This window comes from Streptomyces sp. NPDC087300 (assembly GCF_044744425.1).
Classification (GTDB): domain Bacteria; phylum Actinomycetota; class Actinomycetes; order Streptomycetales; family Streptomycetaceae; genus Streptomyces.
The window spans coordinates 1,185,628-1,205,485 of record NZ_JBIUYI010000001.1 but is presented as its reverse complement, the minus strand read 5'-3'; the positions used below and the strand labels follow the sequence as shown (position 1 = coordinate 1,205,485).

Below are 19,858 nucleotides of genomic sequence, written 5' to 3'. Positions count from 1 at the left end.
GGGATCCCCATGACCGCATCGCCTGCGGCCGTAGCCGGTAAGTCAAACCGGGCCGTACTGCTCACGGTGACCTGCCTGGGCCAATTCATGGTGCTGCTCGACAACACGATCGTCGGAGCGGCGCTGCCCGACATGCAGCAGCGGCTGCACACTCAACTGACCGGCCTGCAATGGATCGTCGACGCGTACGTGCTGCTGGTCGCGATGCTGCTGCTGTCCGGCGGCGTCTTCGCCGACCGCTTCGGCCGCAAGCGCGTGTACCTGACCGGCGTGGTGTTGTTCACCGCCGCTTCCCTGCTGTGCAGCCTCGCGCCCTCCGTCGGCTGGCTGATCGCGGGACGGGTGTTGCAGGGCGTCGGGGCCGCGGCGCTGAGCCCTGCCTCGCTGGCCCTGCTCGTCGCCGCCCACCCGATGCCGCAGGAACGGGTCAAGGCGATCGGCCTGTGGGCCGGATTCAGCGGCATCGGTCTGGCCGCGGGCCCCGTGGCCGGCGGCGTGCTGACGGAGGCCTTCGGCTGGCCCGCCATCTTCCTGGTCAACCTGCCCATCGGCCTGGTCCTGCTGCTGGTCGGCCTGCGCCACCTCGGCGAGTCCCGCAATCCGGGCGCCCCCGCGATCGACGTCCCGGGCACGGTGCTGTCCGTCCTGGCGGTGGGGGTCCTCACCTACGGGCTGATCGAGGGCGGCGCCCGCGGCTGGACCTCACCCGTCATCCTGGGCAGCTTCGCCGCCGCTGCGGTCCTCGTCGTCGCCTTCTGCGCCGTCGAAGCGCGTCGCGTCGCGCCGATGCTGCCGCTCGGCCTTTTCCGGCAGCGGCTGTTCACCGTGTCCAACACCGCCATGGTCGTGGTGGGGTTCGCGCTCAGCGGCTCGTCGTTCTTCTTCTCCCAGTTCTTCGTGTACGTCCAGGGCAGCTCGATCCTGCGCGCCGGTCTCCAGACGCTCCCCGTCTCCCTCGGCATGGTGCTCGTCAGCCCGTACGCGGGCCGGCTCGCCGCCCGGTACGGCTACCGCGTGGTGGTCACCATCGGCCTGGCCCTGGCCGGAGGAGGGCTCCTCGCGCTCGGCTGGGTGCACGCCGACACCGGTTACGGCAACGTGTGGTGGCGCCTCGCGGTCGTCGGCATCGGCTTCGCGCTGACCATGTCCCCGCTGACCGGCGCCGCCATCCAGTCGGTCAGCCCGCAGGAAGGCGGCCTCGCCTCCGGCATCAGCAGCACCACCCGGCAGATCGGCGCGGTGCTCGGCGTGGCGGTGCTCGGTGCCGTCGTCCGCAACCGGCAGTCCGGCGGCGGCTCCTTCGAGGCCGGCCTCGACAGCGCCTTCGTCGCCGCCGGGGCCGTCACGCTGGCCACGGCGGTGTTCACGGGCCTGTTGCTGGCGAGGTCCAAGCCCGTGGGCGGCCCCGCGGTGGCGCACCGGCCCACCGGTTCGGAGGTGCTCGGCACGCCGAACGAGGTACCCGTGAAAGCGAGTTGACGACGGCATCGGCGTCGACGCCATCGGTCTCCTCCTGCTCCCATGGCCATCCGAAACTTCGACTCCCCTGGAGAGATACATGTCCCGCACGTTCCTCATCACCGGCGTGAGCAGCGGACTCGGCCGCGCCTTCGCCGTCGCCGCCCTTGAGGCCGGCCACACCGTCATCGGTACGGTCCGGAACCCCGACCAGACCGCTGCCTTCGAGGAGTTGGCTCCGGGCCGCGCCCACGCCCGCGTCCTCGACGTCACCGACACCGGGGCCGTCGCGCGGACCGTCGCCGCGGTCGAGGACGAGGTGGGGCCCATCGATGTACTCGTCAACAACGCCGGGTACGGCGTCGAGGGAACCTTCGAGGAGACCCCGCTCGACACCTTCCGCCACCAGTTCGACGTCAACGTCTTCGGCGTCATCGCGGTCACCCAGGCCGTGCTGCCCCGCATGCGTGAGCGCCGCGCGGGACACATCCTGTTCGTGACCTCCATGGGCGGTCTGCGCGCGTTCCCCGGTCTGGCCGCCTATCACGGCTCCAAGTTCGCCGTGGAGGGCATCGCGGCCACGCTCGCCCCGGAGGTCGCGCCGTTCGGCATCCACGTCACGGCCATCGAGCCCGGCTCCTTCCGCACCGACTGGGCGGGCCGCTCGATGCACCGCGTGGAGAGCGCCATCGCCGACTACGACGCGTCCTTCGCCCCCATCCGCGACCGCCGGCTCGACATGCGAGGGCGGCAGCTCGGCGATCCCGCCGGAGCGGGCCGCGCCCTGCTCGCCGTGGTGGAGGCCGAAGCGCCGCCGACCCACCTCATCCTCGGCAGCGACGCCCTCCGCCTGGTCGCCGACGCCCGTGCCGCCTTCGACGCGGAGACGGCCGCGTGGGACGAGCTGTCGAGGTCCACCGACTACCCCGACGGGGAGCAGATCCGGTGAACGGGAGGGCTCCGGCGCCGTTCACCGACGGGCGGCCAGGACCGCCGCGAGGCCTTCCCACAGATCCTTGACGAAGTACTCGGGCACCTCCAGCGACGGGAAGTGTCCCCCGGCCTCCGGCGACCGCCACCGGACGATCCGGCGGTACCGCTCCTGCGCCCAGGCGCGCGGCGACTTCTCGATGTCGCGGGGATACATGGTGATGGCCGACGGGACGTCGACACGGAGTTCGGGGTCCAACGAGTTGTGGCTCTCATAGTAGATGCGGGCCGACGACGCTCCGGTCCGCATCAGCCAGTACAGGGTGACGTCGTCCAGGATCCTGTCCATGGAGATCGTCTCGAACGGGCTGTCCTCGGTGTCCGACCACTCGGCGAACTTGTCGAGGATCCAGGCGAGCAGCCCGACCGGTGAGTCGACGAGCGCGTAGCCGATGGTCTGCGGCCGGGTCGCCTGCTGCTTCGCGTATGCCGCGCGATGGCGCCAGAAGTGGCGGGTGTCCTCGGTCCATTGCCGCTCGGCCGCCGTCAGCCCGTCCGTCGAAAGACCGGGCGGGGCCTCCGCGAACGTGGTGTGGATGCCGAGCACGTGCGCCGGGAACCTGCCCGCGAGGACCGTGGTGATGTTGCCGCCCCAATCGCCGCCGTGGGCGGTGAACTTGTCGTAGCCGAGCCGTCCCATCAGCTCCACCCAGGCGGCCGCGATCTTCTCCGTCCCCCACCCGGTGGTGGCCGGCTTTTCGCTGTAACCGAAGCCCGGCAGCGACGGTACGACGACGTGGAACGCCGGGGCGTCCGCGTCCTCCGGATCGGCCAACTCGTCGACCACATCGACGAATTCGGCGATGCTGCCCGGCCAGCCGTGCGTCAGGAGCAGGGGAGTGGCATCCGTGCGCGCGGATCGGCGGTGCAGGAAATGGATGCCCAGACCGCCGATGGTCGTACGGAACTGGCCGATCTCGTCGAGGCGCGCCTCGAACGACCGCCAGTCGTACGCGGTGCGCCAGTAGTGCACGACGTCGACGAGATCGGCGAGCGGAACACCCTGATCCCATCGGCGGGCGTCGGGCGCGGGGCGTTGGACCGTCTCGGCCTCCGGCAGCCGCGCCGCGGCCAGCCGTGCGCGCAGATCGTCGAGGTCGGCGTCCGTCGCGTGGGCTTCAAATGCGTGCACGTCTGTTCGTACGTCGCCGGGCATGGAGGCCTCCTGTGGTCGCGGAACCGGTCCGGATCTTGCGTGAACCGGCTAAGACGGTTCTAGCGTGTTCCGGCGCCGAGACGCAACCGGCTAAGGTGGTTCCATGCATGATCGGTTCCCTGATTTCCGTCTCGGCAAGGTGTTGCCGACCAGCTTCACGGCGACTTTGACGGAGCGGTGCGGCGACGCCGTGGAACGCGTTCCGGTCCCGCGGCGACTCGTCGACTGGCTGACGGTGAGCGGCCTCGCCGTGGACTCCTGCACCACGGCCCAGCACGAACTCGCCCTGGAACTAAGGGGATCGCTGCACGCCGCGCTGACCGCGGCCGCGCTCCAGGAACCTCTGCCCGCGGCCGCCGTCCAGGTCATCAACGACCGCAGCGCTCAGGGCCGGGCAGTGGCCGTCCTGACGCCCGAGGGCGCTCGGCGATGGCGGCTCGGCTCGGCTTCCTGCGTGGAGGACGCCCTGGGCGTGATCGCCGCCGACGCGATCGGCATCATCGCGGGCGAACGGGACGGCAAGCTGGCCCTGTGCGCATCGCCGACCTGCCGGGCCGCGTTCTTCGACACCAGCCGGAGCCGCACCCGCAGGTGGTGCGAGATGAACACGTGCGGGAACCGGGAGAAGAAGGCGCGCTTCCACGCGAACCAGCGCAAGGAGCTCGGATAGGCGCGGTCCGTGGCGGGGGTGGCCGAAGACCCCCGCCACCAGGGCGGGGGCCGCGTCTCGTGTACGGGTTCTGACGGGTTCTAGTCGTTCGTCCCGCGGCGACGCGCGGCCATCACCATGCCGGCCCCGGCGAGGAGCGCGGCGGCCCCGGCGGCAGGCACCGTGTTGCTCTGTGCGCCCGTGCTAGCCAGCTCGGCGCCAGCAGCCACACCACCCTTCGGGGCCCGTGGGGCGCGGGCGGTCACTGAGGGACAACGCGGTGGACCAGGTCCGGCGTCCATTCCACGTATCCCACTTCCGGTCCTCCGACATGACGTGCGTACAGATAGCGGCCGGTGGGGGCCGGCGTGGCGGCCTCGGTGATCACGGCTCCGGCGGCCGTCAGGGTCGCCGTCAGATCGTCCAGGTCGTCGACGACGACCGTCGCGGAGCCGTGCGTGTGCTTCGCGCGCTCCTCTGGAGGGCCGGCGAACAAGAGGAAATATCGCCGATTCCGACCAATTCCCCTTCACCATCCGTGAAACGAAGGTCGGGGTCCTCGGAACCGGTCAACTCCGTGAGCAAGGGAAGAGCCTGCTCGACGCTGTCCGCGTAGAGGCGGGCGTATGTCTTGACGAGCTCAACGACCGGTGACGAGCATCCAGACCCCGATGGCCGTGAAGAGGATGCCGCCGCCGAAACGCGCCGAGACCTCCCCGATCCGCCGCCCGCGAAGGTCGATTCGCGCGCTCGTCGGAGTCTCGGGAAGGTGGCGCACCGGGACCTCACCGCCCACGGGGAGTCCCTTGACCCCGGACGACCCCGCCTGGAACGTGTGGCGACCACCCCGTGCGTCGACGAACTCGACCACCGCGAAGTAGACAGGGCCGCCATCGCTTCCGGTGCTGTCCGCGAGGTGGCGGATCACCAGGCCCCTGACGCGGATCCCCTCGCGCAGGAGCCGGCGCTGGACCACGGCCTCATGGACGCCGAACCCGAGGAGGACGAGATGCCACTAGCGCCATCGCGACCCACACCGCTGCCCCTACCTGCTGTGGATGATTCCTCGGGTACCCCATGCCCCCTGCCGGGGGAGCGGACGCCACCTCGCATCCGCCGATGGCCCGGTCCGCGCTCAGTGCGGCGTGTCGGGGGTGGGCTGCTGCCGGGGCCGGTCCCGGGGCACCGGCCCTGGGGGCACCGGCCCCGGGGGCACAAGGGCCTCCCACACGCCGCGCCGATCCGCCGGAGCTGCTCGCGCGTCCGCGGCTGGCGGTAGACGTACTCGGAGAAGTACTCGCCCTCGTAGAGCACGAGCCCCGGTGCGTGGAGGCGGCCGGTGCAGCAGGTGTCGGTGTCGGCGCCGTAGAACGGACCGGGCACGTTGAGCCACTTCCGCTCGCTCCACCGCCCCGTGAAAGCCGCGCGTGCGTCGCCGAGGAGCGGAACCGGATCGAAGTAGGACTCCCCACCGGCTCCCGTGCGGGTCATACCCGCGGGCGTGCGGCCTGCGCCAGGGCGTCCTTGACCTCGTGGACCACGCGGGCCGCGTCCTCGGGGTCGTTCACCACGTCGGTGTTGTTCATGTCGATGACGAGGACCTCGCTGGCCGAGTAGTGCTTGTGCACCCAGTCGTCGTAGCCGGACCAGAGGGTCCGGTAGTACTCGACGAGGCCCTCGTCCTGTTCGAAGGCGCGGCCCCGCAGGCCGATCCGGTGCAGCACGGTCTCGAAGTCCGCCTGAAGGTAGACCATGAGATCCGGCGCCTTGCGGTAGGGCAGGCCGTCGATCTCGCGCATCATCTCGTCGAGCAGACCCTCGTACACCTGCATCTCGAGCGAGCTGATGCGGCCCAGGTCGTGGTTGACCTTGGCGAAGTACCAGTCCTCGTAGATGGAGCGGTCGAGGACGTTGTCGCCCCGCTTGTACGCCTCCTTGATCGCGGCGAACCGCGTCTGGAGGAAGTAGAGCTGCAACAGGAAGGGGTAGCGGTTGGCCTGGATCTCCTCGGGCGTCGCCGTGTAGAAGAGCGGCAGGATCGGGTTGTCCTCGACGCTCTCGTAGAAGACCTCGCTGCCCAGATCCTTGGCGATCAGTTCGGCGACACTCGTCTTGCCGATCCCGATCATGCCTCCGACGCAGATCACTGGCATTCCTCGCTTCTCCCCCGGGGTCGTCTGTCCACGCGCGCGCGGACCGACCGCCCCCACGAGCCGCCGTGAAGCTTAGATGACAACGACGGCAGGTCGTGCCGTGGGCCCGATGCGCAGGGAGGGTGAGGCGGCCGGCCGAGCAGTCGCCTCCACCCGTCGAGGACCGGTCGGCGGTTACAGGCCGGTGGCCAGCCAGACGGTCACGGCCGCGGTGGCGATGAGTCCGGCATTGAGCGCGATCCGGCGGTCTCCGCCGGTCAGGTGCACGGCGATCGCACCGGTTTGGAGAAGGACGAAGCCGATGGCCGCGGCCGGTGCCAGCCAGGGAGCGATGCCGGTCAGAGGGGGCAGGATCAGACCGGCCGCGCCGAGTGTCTCGACCGCTCCCAGCGCCCTGAGGCCGGGCAAGGGCAGACGGTCGACCCAAGCCATCATCGGCCGGAGTTGATCGCGGCTGCGGATCATCTTCAGAGTGCCCGCGTAGAAGTAGAAGAGCGCGAGCAGTCCCGCGACTGTCCAATAGGCGATGTTCATGGTTCCCGTTCACGGTGGCCCCGGTTCGCGGGGGCCGGTCGATTGCGTCGATTGCTGGGGAGGCCCTTGGAGGAGGGGCGGTTCCGTCGTCCGACTCAGGCGAGGTCGGTGCCGGGCCGTGTCGCGTAGCGGCTCATTCCATGACGGGCGTCGTGTCGGCCATGGCGCGGGGCCGGCCTGAAGCTCGCTGGTCTTCGTTCTGTCGAGGTCATGCTCATGAGTGCACCGTCGGGACCCCGCCGGTGTCCAAGACCCGTTCAGCAGGGCCGATACCTCATGGGTATCGCCGCAGCGTGGAGCCGTGGAGCCTGCGCTCCTTCGGTGCGGCCCGAGGGGCCGAGGGCCCATAGTCATCGGTGTTGTTCTTGCAGCGCGACGTCTCGGACTTGGGGATCGCGCTCTTCAGCTGACTCGTGCCGAGCATGATCGCGTCGGTCTCGGGACCGTTCTCGGAACCGTTCCTGGACTGGGTGACGGTGCTGTCCCAGATGCACAGCCGGTCCTCGCTCAACAGGGCGTACTCGGCTGTGCCCTTCGCGTCGATACGCAGGCGTGCGGTGAGCCCCTCTATGGCTCACCGTCCTGCCAGGGGCGGAGTGCGAGCAGACCGCCGATGGCGACGAGCGCCACGACGATTGCCGTACCGGCCACGGCGGCCGGGCGGCGCGGCCCGCCCGGGGCCTGCGTCGGGTGCCGGTGCGGATGTGGGCCGGGCAGGCGTCGGCGGCGGGGTGAGGCTCGGGCCGGGCCCGAGGGCCGTGCGTGGGCGCAGCGGGTCGAAGTCCAGCAACTCCGCTGTGTGGCGCCCCAGTTGGCCGATCAACGCGCCTGGCAGCCACTCGTCCGTGCCGGCTGCGCCCTCTGTGCTTTCTGTGGCGGTGCGGGTCGCGATCTGCTCCGGCGTGGGGCGTTGCGCCGAGTCCTTCCGCAGGCATTCCCGTACGAGCCCGAGGAGCGCCTCCGGGACCCCGTCCAGATCCGGCTCTTCCTCGGCGACCCGGAACAATTGGGCGTGCACCCCGCTGCCGGTCGCGCCGAAGGGCTGGCGCCCCGTGGCGGCGTAGGCGAGGACCGAGCCCAGACAGAACACGTCGGAGGCGGCGGTGGCGTGCAGCCCCACCTGCTCCGGAGACATGAAGCCGGGCGAGCCGATCACCATGCCGGTCCGCGTTTGCAGGCTGTCCCCGCTGATGCTGTCCAGCGCGCGGGCGATGCCGAAGCCGATGACCCGGGGCCCGTCCACGGTCACCAGGACATTGGACGGCTTGAGGTCGCGATGGACCAGGCCCGCCCGGTGGATGACCTGTAGGGCGAGCGCGAGCCGATTGGCCAGGACCCGGACCGAATGCTCGGGCAACGGGCCGTGCCGCTCGGCCACGACGGTGTGCAGATCGGGCCCGGGAACGTACTGCGTCGCGACCCAGGGCGTCTCCGCATCCGTGTCCGCGTCGAGCACCGCCGCGGTCCAGACGCCACCCACCCGCCTCGCCGCGGTGACCTCGCGTGCGAACCGCGCGCGGAATTCGGCGTGTTGGGCGAATTCGCCCCGTACGACCTTGACCGCGACGGTGCGCCCGCCTTCGGAGCGGGCGAGGCACACCCGGCCCATGTCGCCTGCACTCAAGCGGGCGACGAGGCGGTAGGGGCCCCGCCGTCTACCCTGGCCGCATGATGGACGAGGGGGACTTTCGGGTGGGTGACGTGCTGTCGGTCGCGTGCCCTTTCACGGAGACCAGGGTCGAGCGGGGTGTCACCTTGGATCGCGTGTCGGTGCGATGGCCATGGTGGGAAGCCGACGGCGACAACGAGTTCGCGCACTGGAACGGGATCGTCTCCCTAGGCGTGGGCGGCACCGGCAGCGGCCACGTATCGCCCGAGGTGGAGGCCGAGTTGTTCCGAACGGACCCCTCGCCGGAACAGTTGAAGGCCGGAGACATCTGCCGGGTCGGCGTGCCACCCACCGTGGTGCACGTGACGGCGGTCGCCCATCACGATCCTCCGCTGGAGACGGCCTGGCTGCCGCATCCGACCCGGACCGTGACCGTGCTGCGCCGGGGCTTGTCCTATCGCGAGTTCCCGGACGAGAGCCACCTCGACGGTTCTGGGTACGGCATCCACCCCGGTGACGGCATCCCCTTCACCTTCGAGCTGCTCATGCGCCCGTACGCATATCTCCTGGTGGGCGACGAAGTCGCGGATGTCACCGGCCGGGCATGGCGGTTCGACGGCCCCTGGGACTGGACCGCTTTCGATGGAGGGCCGGTCGGTACGGGTCCCGCGTGGCCACTTGTCCTCCTCGCCCGAGAGGGCAAGCCGTGCTCCGTCGAGGAAGCCGAAGCGGTGGCCGCGGGCACGGCCAGTGGGTCGCACCAGGAGACGGTCCGGGAGTGGATGACACTCACGGAGGCCTCGCCCACGCCCTGAGTGCTGTCGCACGCTCTAGCCCTCGTCGAGGACGGCCTCGACGAGGAACGGCCCTCCGCTGTCGTACCCGTCCCGCATGGCTGCCATGAGTTCGCCGCGCGTGCTGACACTCCGGCTGGGCACCCCCATGGACCGTCCCAAGGCGCCGAAGTCGACCGCGGGTTGGGTCAGGTCCATGCCGAGGAGGCGTTTCGCTCCCGGCTCGCGGTGGTGCCAGTTGTCCTTGAGGACGCGGTACTCACGGTTGTTGGCGACCACGAAGCCGATCGGCAGGCTCAAGTGGGCGGCGGTCCACAGGGATTGGGGGCAGTACATGGTGGCGCCGTCGCCGACCGTGCACAGCACCCGGCCGCCCGGGTGGGCCAGGCTGACACCGATGGCCGCGGGCATGGCCCACCCGAGGCCGCCCGACACCCACTGGTACCGGTTCGCCTCCTTCAGGCGCAGTGCGGCGCGGATGCTGCGTGCCGCGTGCGGTGCCTCGTCGACCACCAGGGCATCGTCGGGAAGCGCGGCGGCCAGAGCCAGGGAGAGGCTGTCCAGGTCAAGTGGTGTGTCCTCACGGCCGGTTGGCGTTGCTGTCGTCTCGCGTGCGGGAGCCTCCGCAGCGGGCAGCGACGCGAGCAGGTCGCGCAGCGTGGGCCTCAGGTGCCCGTTCAGCGCGCGGTCGACCGGGGTGTCGCGGCCGGGTCCCGTCGGATCGGCGGAGATCTGGACGACGTGTGTGTCCTCGTCCAGCAGCGGTCCTGGAGCGTAGGGGTAGTAGAGCGGGAAGGTCCGGGTTCCCACGACGAGCACCAGTCGGAACGGGGCGAGCGTGGAGCGAATGCCCGGCAGGTGCGTGGGCAGATAGCCGCGCCACAGCGCGTGTGCCGTGGGGAAGGGGTTGGTGGCAGGCCAGCCCGCTCCCCACACCGGGGCGCCGAGGGCCTCGGCGAGGTCCAGGCCCTCGGCGGGGGCGTGGCGCGCCAGTTCGTCGCCGTAGACCAGCGCGATGTCGTCGGCCGGGGTTTCGTTCAGGAGCTTGGCGAGGTCGTCCGTGGGTGCGGCGGCGGCATAACGCACGGCCGTACGTCGCGGCGGGGGCGGGCCGAACTCGTCCAGCAGGTTCATCGGCAACGAGACGAACACCGGTCCTGTCGGCGGCGCTTGCGCGACCCGGAAGGCGTGGCCGAGCACCTCGCCGAGTTCCTCGCGGGTCCCGACCTCGTGGGCCCACTTGACGGTGGGTGTGGCCAGGCCCGTCAGGTCGCCCGCGAGAACCGGGTCGCGGATGAGGTGGCGCAGGTCCTGCTGCCCCGCGGTGACCACCATCGGTACGCGGGCGGCTGCCGCGTTGGTGAGCGCGCCGATGCCGTTGCCGAGGCCCGCGGCCGCGTGCAGGTTGACGAAGGACGGGCGGCCGGTGATGCGGGCATGGCCGTCCGCCATGGCGACCGCGGAGGCCTCCTGGAGCGCGAGCACGTAGGTGATGTCGTGTTGGTCCGCCAACTGCTGGATCAGGGGGAGTTCGGTGGTCCCGGGGTTGCCGAAGACGTGGTCGACGCCTTCTTCCCGGAGGACGCGCAGGACGAGTTCGGCACCGCTCAGACGCGGTGAAGCGACAGCGGGTGTGGGCATGGGGGGCTCCCGATGGTGGGTGGGGGAGGGCGGGGAGAGCTGGAGACGCTGGGAGGGCGAGGAGAGTCTGGGGACCGGGGACGGGACCGGGACCGGGGACGTTCAGGACTCGGCCGGTCGGCCCGAGAGCCCGGCAATCGGATACGTGCCGATCATGCGCAGCCGGTCGCAGGGTTCGCTCAGCTCGACCCAGGTGCGTACGAGGCGGGGGTCGGCGGCGTGTCCGCGGCAGTCCAGCCACAGCAGGTGACGGGCCTTCCCCGCGGGCAAGGTGTGCAGGCCCAGAACTTCGGCCCGGTTGCGGGCCAGGCACTCCACGACGTCGGTCAGGGACCGGGTGGGCACGGTGACGGCCAGGCTGGTGACGTCGTCACCGGACGGCTCCGGCAGCGCGGCGGCAGGCCGTACCAGGGCGAAACGTGTGACGGGGACCAGCGACGTGTCAGGTGTCGCGAGGACGCTCAGGCGGTAGTGCTCAGCCGCCCTGCGGGTACACACGGCCGCTTCGTACGCGGCGTCGGGCGCGAGGAGCCCCGCGGCGGACGCGGAGGAGGACGATGCGGCGCTGGTGGTGGCCGTCCGCGGCAGCAGCGCGCCGAGCCACTTCCGGGTCTGGGCCAGCGCGTGCGGGTGGCTCGCCACGGTGTCGACGTCGGCGAGGCGCGTGCCCGGTGCGGCCGCGAGCACCCAGTCGACGGGGAGCCGCAACTGCGCGGTGACGCACACCTCGTCGCAGGCGACGAGGGCACGGATGCTGTCGTGGACGGGCCCGGACAGGGTGTTCTCCAGAGGCAGCACCGCCTCAGCGGCGCGGCCGTCCACCACCTCGCTCACCACGTCGTCCAGCGTGTCCAGGGGCACCAGTTCCTGTCCCGCGCGGGGCACGAGGAGCTCGGCGGCCCGCTGGGAGACGGATGAGGCAGGCCCGAGGAAGGCCCGTCGGGCCGGGGCGGCGCCAGACCCGAACGCGGGCACGGGGTCCCTGCCGCGGCACAGGCGCAGCAGGCTCAGCGCGATGTCACGGCCCGCCGGGCCCAGACTCTGGTGGTACCTCCGGACGACGACGTTCTCCCGCCGATGGTCGGTGCGGCAGCCTCCGTCCGAGATGCGGGCGGACTGCACGAGTGCGGAGAACGACACCCGCTCCTTGAGCATTCTCACGATGTGTCGGTCGAGTTCGTCCAGGCGCTTCCTCGCCCGGTCGATATCCCCTTCAGGAGTTCCTTCGACGTGCGACATGGCTTGCTTTCCGCTTGAGGCAGCGAGTCACTTACAGGGCCCGCGCACTGTGTCGGCGGGCGCCTTCCCGGGGTCCTGCCGCGCCACTACCGGTACGCGGCGGACCACCAACTCGGCAGTCGCGTCCAGCCTTCCACTCCCGTGAGGAGGGCGGCATTCGCCGACATGAGGCCGAGGCTATGTCTCCGAGTAAACGCGCATTCGCCCCGTGGGACCAGGGAGAGAACGGGGCGCATTGGCTGCTGACGAGGCACGTTGCGACACGTGGTGCGTGGCCCACTGAAGCGTCGCGGAACCACGCCTCCCGGCCTCCCGTGATCCACCCGAACGCACCCGTGCGCCCGCATGAAAGCGAGCGGCGGGGGAACATCCGCTGCCCGTACCTGTGTGTCAGAGGAGGATCATCCATGCCCTGGAAGTCTGTCGTAGCCCTGTAACAGGGACCGTGAGCACTTGGATCTTCCCCCGTTCGTGTGATCGGGTACTGAGTGCCCGAGGGAAGCGCGACGCGACGCTTCGCCACGGTCGGACACGACTCCGGCCGGCCGCGGGGGCGGCCCGATCCAGCCGCGCTCCGCGAGCAGCGGGCCCGTGCGCCGTGGAGGCGCGCACGTACCACTGAACGTATGCACGTAAAGGAGAGAACACATGCGCAAGTTCCAGCGCACCGCAGTCGCCGCCGCCGGCATCCTGGCCTTCTCCGGCCTCGCCGTCGGAGCCGCGCAGGCCGCCGAACTCCCCTACGTGGAAACGCCGGGTGACGCCGCGACGGACTGCTTCACGAAGGAGACCCAGCGGGAGATGGACATGGGGGCGGGCCACCACGTCACGATCGTCCACTGCGAACGCGACCCCAGGAACCCGGGCAGCATGTTCGTCTTCTACCGGAACTGAGTCCGGAGCACCCGCACCGGACGTTCCGTCGACGTGACGGACGAAGGCGGCTCCTCCACCCCCTGCGCGGGGGTCGGAGGGGCCGCCTTCGTGGTGCTCGTCGACGCCGCTGGCCGGACGGTGGACGCCGCCCACGGCACGCCGCCCGCTTCGCGTACCCGTCTGACGCTCCATCGAGCCGACAGGTGACCGGTGGTGAGAGCTGACCGGAGAGCTACCGATCAAACACGCTGCGCTCTAGTGTCGTGACGATGTGAAGCGCGGCCGCTCTCGCACCGGCTGCCGCGCACTTATCAGGCTCCTGGACCCGAGCCTGCTCATGCTCATGCCGTCCAGGACCCGTTGGGGCCGCGCCGCCGACCATGCGGCCCCAACCACTGCCCTCCCGTACGCCCGGCCCGGGATTCCCGCTCCCGGCCGACGCTGGAGGGCGCCCGCGCGAGGGCCATGGGGGAGCCGTGTCCCTCGCGCACTCGACGGCCGTCATCACGTGCATGCGCGTGATGACGGCCGTCCCCCTAGCGGGCCGGCCTTCAGCACTGCCGACGGCCCATGTCGCGACGCTACTGCCGACGGGTATCCGTGGCTGAGTCCTTGACGGAATGTGCCTCGTATCTATGCATCCGCGTTGCCTGGGCGCAGAGGCCGTTCGGTCAGTTCCAGAAGCCGTGGTGGACTTCGCGGGCCTCGGGCAGGCCGACGGGACCGATCACCGGGAGGTCGCGCTGACCGGCCTTGAAGACCTCGCGGCAGGGCAGGGCCATGGTGGGGTTCTCGGCGTTGGCGCCGGTCATGGCGAGGAGTTCGTCCTCGCCGAGGGCGTAGACGACGCGGCCGATGCCGCCCCAGTAGATGGCGCCGGAGCACATCGCGCAGGGTTCGGTGCTGGTGTAGAGGGTGCAGGTGCGCAGGAAGTCCGCGTCGTACTTCTGGGTGGACAGGCGCACGAGGTTGGTCTCGGCGTGACCGGTGGCGTCGCTGTCGGTGGTGACGGTGTTCTCCGCCTGGAGCAGGACGGTGCCGTCGGGGCCGGTCAGGAGGGCGCCGAAGGGGTGGTTGCCGCCGTCGCGGGAGCGCTGGGCGACGGTGACGGCGGTGCGCAGGTGCGCGAGGTCGGTGGTGGTGGCGGAGGGGGTCTCGGCTGCGGACTGGACGGTGGTCATGCGGGGATCTCCTCAGTGGGTGAATCGGTGGCTGGATCGGTGGGCGAAAGGGAGTTGACGGGCCTGTCCGTACGCGTGATGCGGACCAACAGGAGATGGATGAGCCCTGCGGTCGTGAAGGCGACGGCCGCGGCGTACGGGCCGAGGGCCGGATGGTGGTCGGCGAGCGGGCCGGTGAACACGCCGGGCTGGCTCATGAACGGGATCGCCGCGGCGATCCCGAGCATCCAGGATGCGAAGCCCGCGCCGAAGCGGGGGGTCTCGCCGTCCGCCGGGGCGGGGGCGACGTAGCGGTGGACGAGCATGACGGCGAGCCAGGGGGCGATCCAGTTGCCGAGCAGGATGAGGAAGTTCTGGAAGGACTCCCAGTAGTCGCCCTGCCCGGCCGCCCAGCCGGTCGCGGATCCGATCGCGCCGACCACCAGGACGGCCTGCCAGCGGGCCATCTTGACCCCGACCACCAGCCAGGCCATCGCGCCGGAGTAGCAGTCCAGGCAGGAGGAGGTGATGGTCGAGACGCCCAGGGCGAGCATGGTGAGTGCCCCGAGCGCGGACGGCAGTACGTTGTTGACGAGGTCGGTGGGGGTGCCGACGAAGGTGAGGGTGCCGATGGCCGCGCCCAGCCCGGCGATCCACACCGAGCCGAGCAGCGCCCCGCCGAAGGCATGGCGGAAGAGCCGGCCCGGGGGTGTGTCCCGCGGCATGTAGCGGGTGTAGTCCGCCGCGTAGGAGGAGAAGCTCAGCGAGCGTGCGGCCTGGACGGCGACGGTCAGTGCGAACGCCCCCGCGAAGCCGAGCGAACCGGCCTTGTCCGCGTCGAACGACGAGTCCAGATGGCTCTTGGCGAAGCCGTAGACGGAGACGCCGATGAACAGCAGTGGCAGGACGACCGCCATCGCCTTCTGCACCAGGTGGATGAAGCCGTAGCCGAGCAGCGCGATGACGACCTGGCTGACGGTCACGATGCCGAAGGCCAGGCCGAAACCGGTCCCGAGCAGGGACTGAAGGGCGAAGGAGCCGAGCACCGAGTTCACGGCGAACCAGGCGCACGCCTTGAAGAAGACCAGCACCGCGGGCACGGCACTGCCGAAGCGGCCCAGCGGAACGCGGGACTGGACGAGCAGTCCCACACCGGCCCGGGGGCCGAAGGTGGACATGATGCCGATCGCGGCGGCGCCGATCGCGCTGCCGAGGGTGATCGCCACGAGTGCCTGTAGCCATCCCAGGCCGAAGACGGCGGTGGCGAGCAGACCGCTGCTGAGGCTGGAGAACTGGACGTTGGAGCTGAACCAGAGGGTGAACGAGGCGCCGGTGCCGCCGGTGCGTTCGGACTCCGGGATCGGTTCGGCCCCGGACGTCTCGATCTCGGTGGCGGCGCGGATGGTACGGGTGACGCGTCCGTGCTGGGCCATGAGAGCCCCATTCCGTCGATCATCGGATTCAGGCTGTCCGGATGAAGCCTCCGGGCAGTGGGTGGGATTGCCGCAGCACTGGAAGTAGACCAACGGGAACAGGGATGGGGGCAGGCTACGAGTGTGCGAAAGCGTGGCTGGAAGTCGACCCGATCTCCTACGATCGTCGGAACCGGGCGGAGGAGCGGCGCACGGTCGTCGGAATCGGGCGGAGGGGCGGGGCGGCGCATGAACGTCGGAACCGGGCGGAGGGGCGACGCATGAACGTGGCGGACCTGCTGGACATGCCCGGCATGCGGCTCGACCTGCTGAGCGGCGACGCCGACGCCCTCGGCCGCGAGCTGCGCTGGGTCTACACCACCGACCTGCTGGATCCCGAACCGTTCCTGACCGGCGGCGAACTCGTCCTGACCAGCGAGGGCTGGTACCGGGACCCCGCCGACTGCGAGGTCTTCGTCGCCTCACTCGTGGCGGGCGGCGCGGCCGCCGTGGTCGCCGGTGACCTCCTGCTCGGTGAAGTCCCGCCCGCTCTCATCAGCGCGTGTGCCCGGCACGATCTGCCGCTGCTGGCGGCACCCTCCGAGATCTCCTACAGCACGTTGTCGCGCGGCGTCATCGACCGGATCAACCGCGAACGCGGCCGGCAGCTCGGCGAGATCCTCGGCCGGCACCGCCGTCTCGTCCGGGCCCTCGTCGACGGCGCCGACCTGGGCGGACTCACCGCCATGCTCGCCGCCGAACTGGGCCGCGCATGCTGGGTCCTGTCCACCGCGGGCCGCCTGCTCGCCGGGCCCTCGGACGCTCTGCCGCCCACGGCCCGCACCGCCCTGATCGCCGCCGCGCTCGCCGCCGACCGGTTGCCCACCGTGCTGCCCCTCGGCCCGCACGACACCGGCACCGACGACAGCCGCGAGTCCTGCACGGTCCTGCCGATCGGCCGTCGCGGCAGCGGCGGCGGCCACCTCGTCGTCGAGGGTGAACTCACCTCTGACGAGGGCCTGGACGCGGCCGTGCAGACCGCCGAACTGCTGGCCCTGGGCGGCGCCCGCCGCGATGAGCGGCGCCGCACCGAACAGCACTTCTTCGCCGACCTCATCGCGCTGATCGAGTCAGGCGCCCCCGCCTCGGCCCTCGTGCCCCGGCTGCGCACGGCCGGTCTCGCCGCCGACGGCCCCTTCCTCGTCCTCACGGCCACCAGCAAGGGCGCCCCGCGGCCCTGGGACCTCGCCGCCGATCTCGTGGAGAGCACGCTGGACCACGATCCCCGCGCGCGGACGGTCGTCGCGGCCCACAGCGCCGGCCTCACCGTCCTCGTCACACTCGGCGACGAGATCACCGACGACCTCGCCCTCGCGCGGCTGCTCCGCGAACGGCTCGGCGCGCTGGAGGACACCGCCGAGGGAGGCAAGATCGCCTTCGGGCTCGGCGAGCCCGTCCGCACCCCCGCGGACCTCCCACGCGCCCTGGACGAAGCCCGGCACGCCGCACGCCTCGCCGAACTGCGTCCCGGGCGCCTCGCGTTGGTCACCGCCCGCGACCTCGACTCGCACCTCCTGCTCCTCGCCGGCGTCCCGGTCGAGACCCGCCGCACCTTCCGCCGACGCCTGCTGGCCCCGATCGAGGACTACGACCACACCCACCACGCCGAACTGCTCCCCACCCTCACCGCCTTCCTGGAGAACAACGGCGCCTGGCGCGGCACCGCGGCCCAACTCCACATCCACGTCAGCACCCTGCACTACCGCATCGGCCGCATCGAACACATCACGGGCCGCGACCTCTCCCACGCCGGCGACCGCGTCGACCTCTACCTCGCGTGCGCCCTCACCGACGACCGGCCGGCGTGAGAGCTGGGCAGGGGGAAGCGGGCCACGGCCGACGCGATCCCGAGGCGCGGGGCGACCGCGCCTGAACTCCGAGCCGTCACCCAGCAGACCGCCTCCCCGCGCGGCGCTACGGGCTGGGCACTTGCTCCGAACCGGGCTCGTCAGTGGGCCCTCCGACGGGGGAGTCGCCGAGTTCCAGCGTGGCGATCGCCCCTCCGTCCAGTGCGTTGGTGAAGGTCAGCCGGGCGCCGAGGACCGTCGCCTGGCCGAGCGCGATGGTCAGGCCGAGCCCGTGGCCGCGTCCGCGTTCGGCGGCTTCCGTGCGGAAGCGTTGCGGACCGTGTTCCAGAAGGCCGGCGGGGAAGCCGGGGCCGTGGTCGCGTACGGCGATCCGGGACCTGGTGACGGTGACCTGGATCGGAGAGGCACCGTGCCGCTGCGCGTTGGTGATGAGGTTGGTGAGGACGCGTTCCACCCGGCGCGGGTCCGTACGCACGACGTCCGCGTCCCGGGCGCTCACTTCGTCGACGCCGCCGAGGCGTCGGACCACGTCGGTGACCAGTTCGCCCAGGGGGACCTCGTCGAGCCTGGCGCGCTCGACCCCGGCGTCGAGGCGGGAGATCTCCAGGAGGTCCTCGGTCAGGCCGCGCAGCGTGCCCACCTCGGTGCGGACCAGGTTCGCGGCCTCGTCGTGGTCGGGGAGCAGGCTCGCGGCGGTGACCAGGCCCATCAGCGGGGTGCGCAGTTCATGGGCCACGTCGGCGGTGAAGCGCCGTTCCGACTCCAGCCTCTGCTGGAGGGTGCCCGCCATGACGTCCATGGCCGTGGACATCTCGGTGATCTCGTCGCGGGCCCGGCCGCGGTGGCCGATGCGGGCGTCCAGGTCGCCGTCGGCGATCCTGCGGGCGGTACGGGCGCCGTGCCGCAGCCGCCGGTTGATCGGCTCGGTGGCGAGCGCGGCGAGAGGGACGACGACGGCGAGCGCGGCGAAGACGGACTTCACGATGCTGCGGTCGAGCAGCTGGAGGCTGCGCACCTCGGCACTCATGTCCGTGCGGACGACGAGCACCTTGTCGCCGACGGGCACGGCCGCCCACATCCAGTACCAGTTGGGCGGCTTCTCGTCGTACCAGACGGCGTATTCACCGCTCCGGCTGAGCCCCGCGAGGTCGCGGGCCAGGGGGCCTGGCACCTCGTCCCGCGTCATGAGGTCGGCGGTCGCGGGCCTTTGGCCGGTACGGGCGTACTCCTGCTCGGCGACGTGCAGTTGAGTGACGGCCCGGTCGTGACCCGCCCGCTGCCCGTGCTCCTGCGTCGACTGGTGGACGAGCAGACCGATGACCGTGGCGACCGCGCAGCAGGCGGCCGCGGTCAGGGCGGCGATCTTCCAGCGCAGGGCGCGGGGGTTGAGGAATCTCATGGCCGCCGTCTCAGGACCGGTCGAGTTTGTAGCCGAAGCCGCGGACGGTCTTGATGCGGTCGGCGCCGATCTTCTTGCGCAGCCGTACCACGCACAGGTCGACGACCCGGGTGTCGCCCTCCCAGCCGTAGTCCCAGACCTCGCGCAGCAGGCGGCGCCGGTCGAGCACGACGCCGGGGTGCTCGGCGAACGCCAGGAGCAGCCGCAGCTCGGTGGGGGTGAGGGGGACGGTCGCCCCGGCCCGGCTCACCGTCAGCCCGCGGAGGTCGATGGCCAGGTCACCGAAGACGAGAGGATCGGACCCGGAACCACCATCGGAACTATCAGAGGAGCCGGAGCCGGGACCGGGTTCCGCGGCAGCCTCGACCGCCCCCGGGTGGAACGTCGCACGACGCAGCAACACCCGGATCCGGGCGACCATGACCCCGATGTCGACGGGCTTGACCACGTAGTCGTCGGCCCCTGCCTCGAGACCGGACACGACGTCGAGGGCGTCGCTGCGGGCGGACATCATCAAGATGGGGACGAGGCTCTCGTCGCGGATGCGCCGGCACAGGCCGATGCCGTCGAGGCCCGGCAGCATGACGTCCAGGATGAGCAGATCGTGCCGTGCGGACCGGAACGCCTCAAGGCCCCCGAGACCGTCCTCCGCGACCGAGACCTCGTACCCGTAGCGCTCGAGAGCCAGTTGGACGGCGCGGCGGATGACCGCGTCATCTTCGACCACGAGCACGCTGACCGTGCTCGGGACGGGGGATTCGGACAAGGACTTACCTTCCCAAAACGTTCCTGCCGACTGATGATCGAATCGTAGCCATGTGGCGGCCCGCCCCTCGTCAGGCCGCGTGCTCCGTGAGGGCGCGTGCTCCGTGAGGTCGGCGCGGGTACAGGAAGGTCGGTGCGCGTACAGCCGATGTGGT

Annotated in this window: 18 protein-coding genes and 2 pseudogenes; 6 read left to right on the top strand and 14 right to left on the bottom strand. The window is 71.0% G+C overall.

Features of this window, described 5'->3' with window-relative positions; translation table 11 throughout:
* Window positions 1-9: 9 nt before the first annotated feature.
* Window positions 10-1,479 (top strand): MFS transporter, encoded by a 1,470-nt coding sequence (locus tag ACIO9J_RS04845; protein WP_401992517.1) that lies wholly within the window; start codon window positions 10-12, stop codon window positions 1,477-1,479.
* Window positions 1,480-1,558: 79 nt separating this feature from the next.
* Window positions 1,559-2,407: an oxidoreductase gene (locus ACIO9J_RS04840; protein ID WP_401992514.1), complete on the top strand. Its 849-nt coding sequence runs from the start codon at window positions 1,559-1,561 to the stop codon at window positions 2,405-2,407.
* Between the two features lie 21 nt (window positions 2,408-2,428).
* Here the strand turns inward: ACIO9J_RS04840 and ACIO9J_RS04835 are convergent, their stop codons facing one another.
* Complete coding sequence (locus tag ACIO9J_RS04835; RefSeq protein WP_401992511.1) at window positions 2,429-3,604, bottom strand: epoxide hydrolase family protein; 1,176 nt, start codon at window positions 3,602-3,604, stop codon at window positions 2,429-2,431.
* A gap of 103 nt (window positions 3,605-3,707) precedes the next feature.
* On the opposite strand from ACIO9J_RS04835, the gene ACIO9J_RS04830 reads away from it, so the two are divergent.
* Window positions 3,708-4,274 carry a CGNR zinc finger domain-containing protein gene (locus tag ACIO9J_RS04830; protein WP_401992508.1) on the top strand — a complete coding sequence of 189 codons (567 nt, stop codon included), beginning with the start codon at window positions 3,708-3,710 and terminating at the stop codon, window positions 4,272-4,274.
* 80 nt (window positions 4,275-4,354) lie between these two features.
* Here ACIO9J_RS04830 and ACIO9J_RS04825 read toward each other — a convergent pair whose 3' ends face one another.
* From ACIO9J_RS04825 to ACIO9J_RS04795, 7 genes and pseudogenes are all read right to left on the bottom strand, one after another.
* Window positions 4,355-4,555, bottom strand: a complete 201-nt coding sequence (locus ACIO9J_RS04825; protein WP_401992505.1) for an LPXTG cell wall anchor domain-containing protein — start codon at window positions 4,553-4,555, stop codon at window positions 4,355-4,357.
* Window positions 4,516-4,749, bottom strand: a complete 234-nt coding sequence (locus ACIO9J_RS04820; RefSeq protein ID WP_401993085.1) for a hypothetical protein — start codon at window positions 4,747-4,749, stop codon at window positions 4,516-4,518. The genes ACIO9J_RS04825 and ACIO9J_RS04820 overlap by 40 nt, the downstream gene beginning before the upstream one ends.
* A gap of 144 nt (window positions 4,750-4,893) precedes the next feature.
* A pseudogene (locus tag ACIO9J_RS04815) lies at window positions 4,894-5,250 on the bottom strand (DUF3592 domain-containing protein); the annotation flags it as partial.
* Window positions 5,251-5,740: 490 nt separating this feature from the next.
* Window positions 5,741-6,406, bottom strand: a complete 666-nt coding sequence (locus ACIO9J_RS04810; RefSeq protein ID WP_401992502.1) for a deoxynucleoside kinase — start codon at window positions 6,404-6,406, stop codon at window positions 5,741-5,743.
* A gap of 174 nt (window positions 6,407-6,580) precedes the next feature.
* Window positions 6,581-6,940 carry a DoxX family protein gene (locus ACIO9J_RS04805; protein ID WP_401992499.1) on the bottom strand — a complete coding sequence of 120 codons (360 nt, stop codon included), beginning with the start codon at window positions 6,938-6,940 and terminating at the stop codon, window positions 6,581-6,583.
* Window positions 6,941-7,214: 274 nt separating this feature from the next.
* Window positions 7,215-7,451 carry a hypothetical protein gene (locus ACIO9J_RS04800; protein ID WP_401992496.1) on the bottom strand — a complete coding sequence of 79 codons (237 nt, stop codon included), beginning with the start codon at window positions 7,449-7,451 and terminating at the stop codon, window positions 7,215-7,217.
* A 147-nt stretch (window positions 7,452-7,598) separates the two neighbouring features.
* Window positions 7,599-8,606, bottom strand: a pseudogene (locus ACIO9J_RS04795) (serine/threonine-protein kinase); the annotation flags it as partial.
* Between the two features lie 98 nt (window positions 8,607-8,704).
* Between ACIO9J_RS04795 and ACIO9J_RS04790 the strand changes: the two are divergent.
* On the top strand, window positions 8,705-9,364 hold the full coding sequence (locus ACIO9J_RS04790) for a hypothetical protein (RefSeq protein ID WP_401992493.1): 660 nt from the start codon (window positions 8,705-8,707) through the stop codon (window positions 9,362-9,364).
* A gap of 15 nt (window positions 9,365-9,379) precedes the next feature.
* On the opposite strand, the gene ACIO9J_RS04785 is transcribed toward ACIO9J_RS04790, so the two are convergent.
* Window positions 9,380-10,984: a thiamine pyrophosphate-binding protein gene (locus ACIO9J_RS04785; protein ID WP_401992491.1), complete on the bottom strand. Its 1,605-nt coding sequence runs from the start codon at window positions 10,982-10,984 to the stop codon at window positions 9,380-9,382.
* Between the two features lie 102 nt (window positions 10,985-11,086).
* Window positions 11,087-12,223, bottom strand: a complete 1,137-nt coding sequence (locus ACIO9J_RS04780; RefSeq protein ID WP_401992488.1) for a chorismate mutase — start codon at window positions 12,221-12,223, stop codon at window positions 11,087-11,089.
* Window positions 12,224-12,871: 648 nt separating this feature from the next.
* Here ACIO9J_RS04780 and ACIO9J_RS04775 point away from each other — a divergent pair.
* On the top strand, window positions 12,872-13,117 hold the full coding sequence (locus ACIO9J_RS04775; RefSeq protein WP_401992485.1) for a hypothetical protein: 246 nt from the start codon (window positions 12,872-12,874) through the stop codon (window positions 13,115-13,117).
* A 653-nt stretch (window positions 13,118-13,770) separates the two neighbouring features.
* Here the strand turns inward: ACIO9J_RS04775 and ACIO9J_RS04770 are convergent.
* Together ACIO9J_RS04770 and ACIO9J_RS04765 are read right to left on the bottom strand one after the other, a co-directional pair.
* Window positions 13,771-14,280 (bottom strand): nucleoside deaminase, encoded by a 510-nt coding sequence (locus tag ACIO9J_RS04770; RefSeq protein ID WP_401992482.1) that lies wholly within the window; start codon window positions 14,278-14,280, stop codon window positions 13,771-13,773.
* Window positions 14,277-15,692 (bottom strand): purine-cytosine permease family protein, encoded by a 1,416-nt coding sequence (locus ACIO9J_RS04765; RefSeq protein WP_401992479.1) that lies wholly within the window; start codon window positions 15,690-15,692, stop codon window positions 14,277-14,279. Before ACIO9J_RS04765 ends, ACIO9J_RS04770 begins: the two co-directional genes overlap by 4 nt.
* A 260-nt stretch (window positions 15,693-15,952) precedes the next feature.
* On the opposite strand from ACIO9J_RS04765, the gene ACIO9J_RS04760 reads away from it, so the two are divergent.
* The gene (locus ACIO9J_RS04760) at window positions 15,953-17,539 is read left to right on the top strand and encodes a PucR family transcriptional regulator (protein WP_401992476.1); all 1,587 of its coding nucleotides are present in this window, start codon (window positions 15,953-15,955) and stop codon (window positions 17,537-17,539) included.
* 106 nt (window positions 17,540-17,645) lie between these two features.
* Here ACIO9J_RS04760 and ACIO9J_RS04755 read toward each other — a convergent pair whose 3' ends face one another.
* The gene (locus ACIO9J_RS04755; RefSeq protein ID WP_401992473.1) at window positions 17,646-18,938 is read right to left on the bottom strand and encodes a sensor histidine kinase; all 1,293 of its coding nucleotides are present in this window, start codon (window positions 18,936-18,938) and stop codon (window positions 17,646-17,648) included.
* A gap of 10 nt (window positions 18,939-18,948) precedes the next feature.
* A complete protein-coding gene (cseB, locus tag ACIO9J_RS04750; protein ID WP_401992470.1) occupies window positions 18,949-19,704 on the bottom strand; it encodes a two-component system response regulator CseB in 756 nt (251 codons plus the stop codon).
* Between the last annotated feature and the right edge of the window lie 154 nt (window positions 19,705-19,858).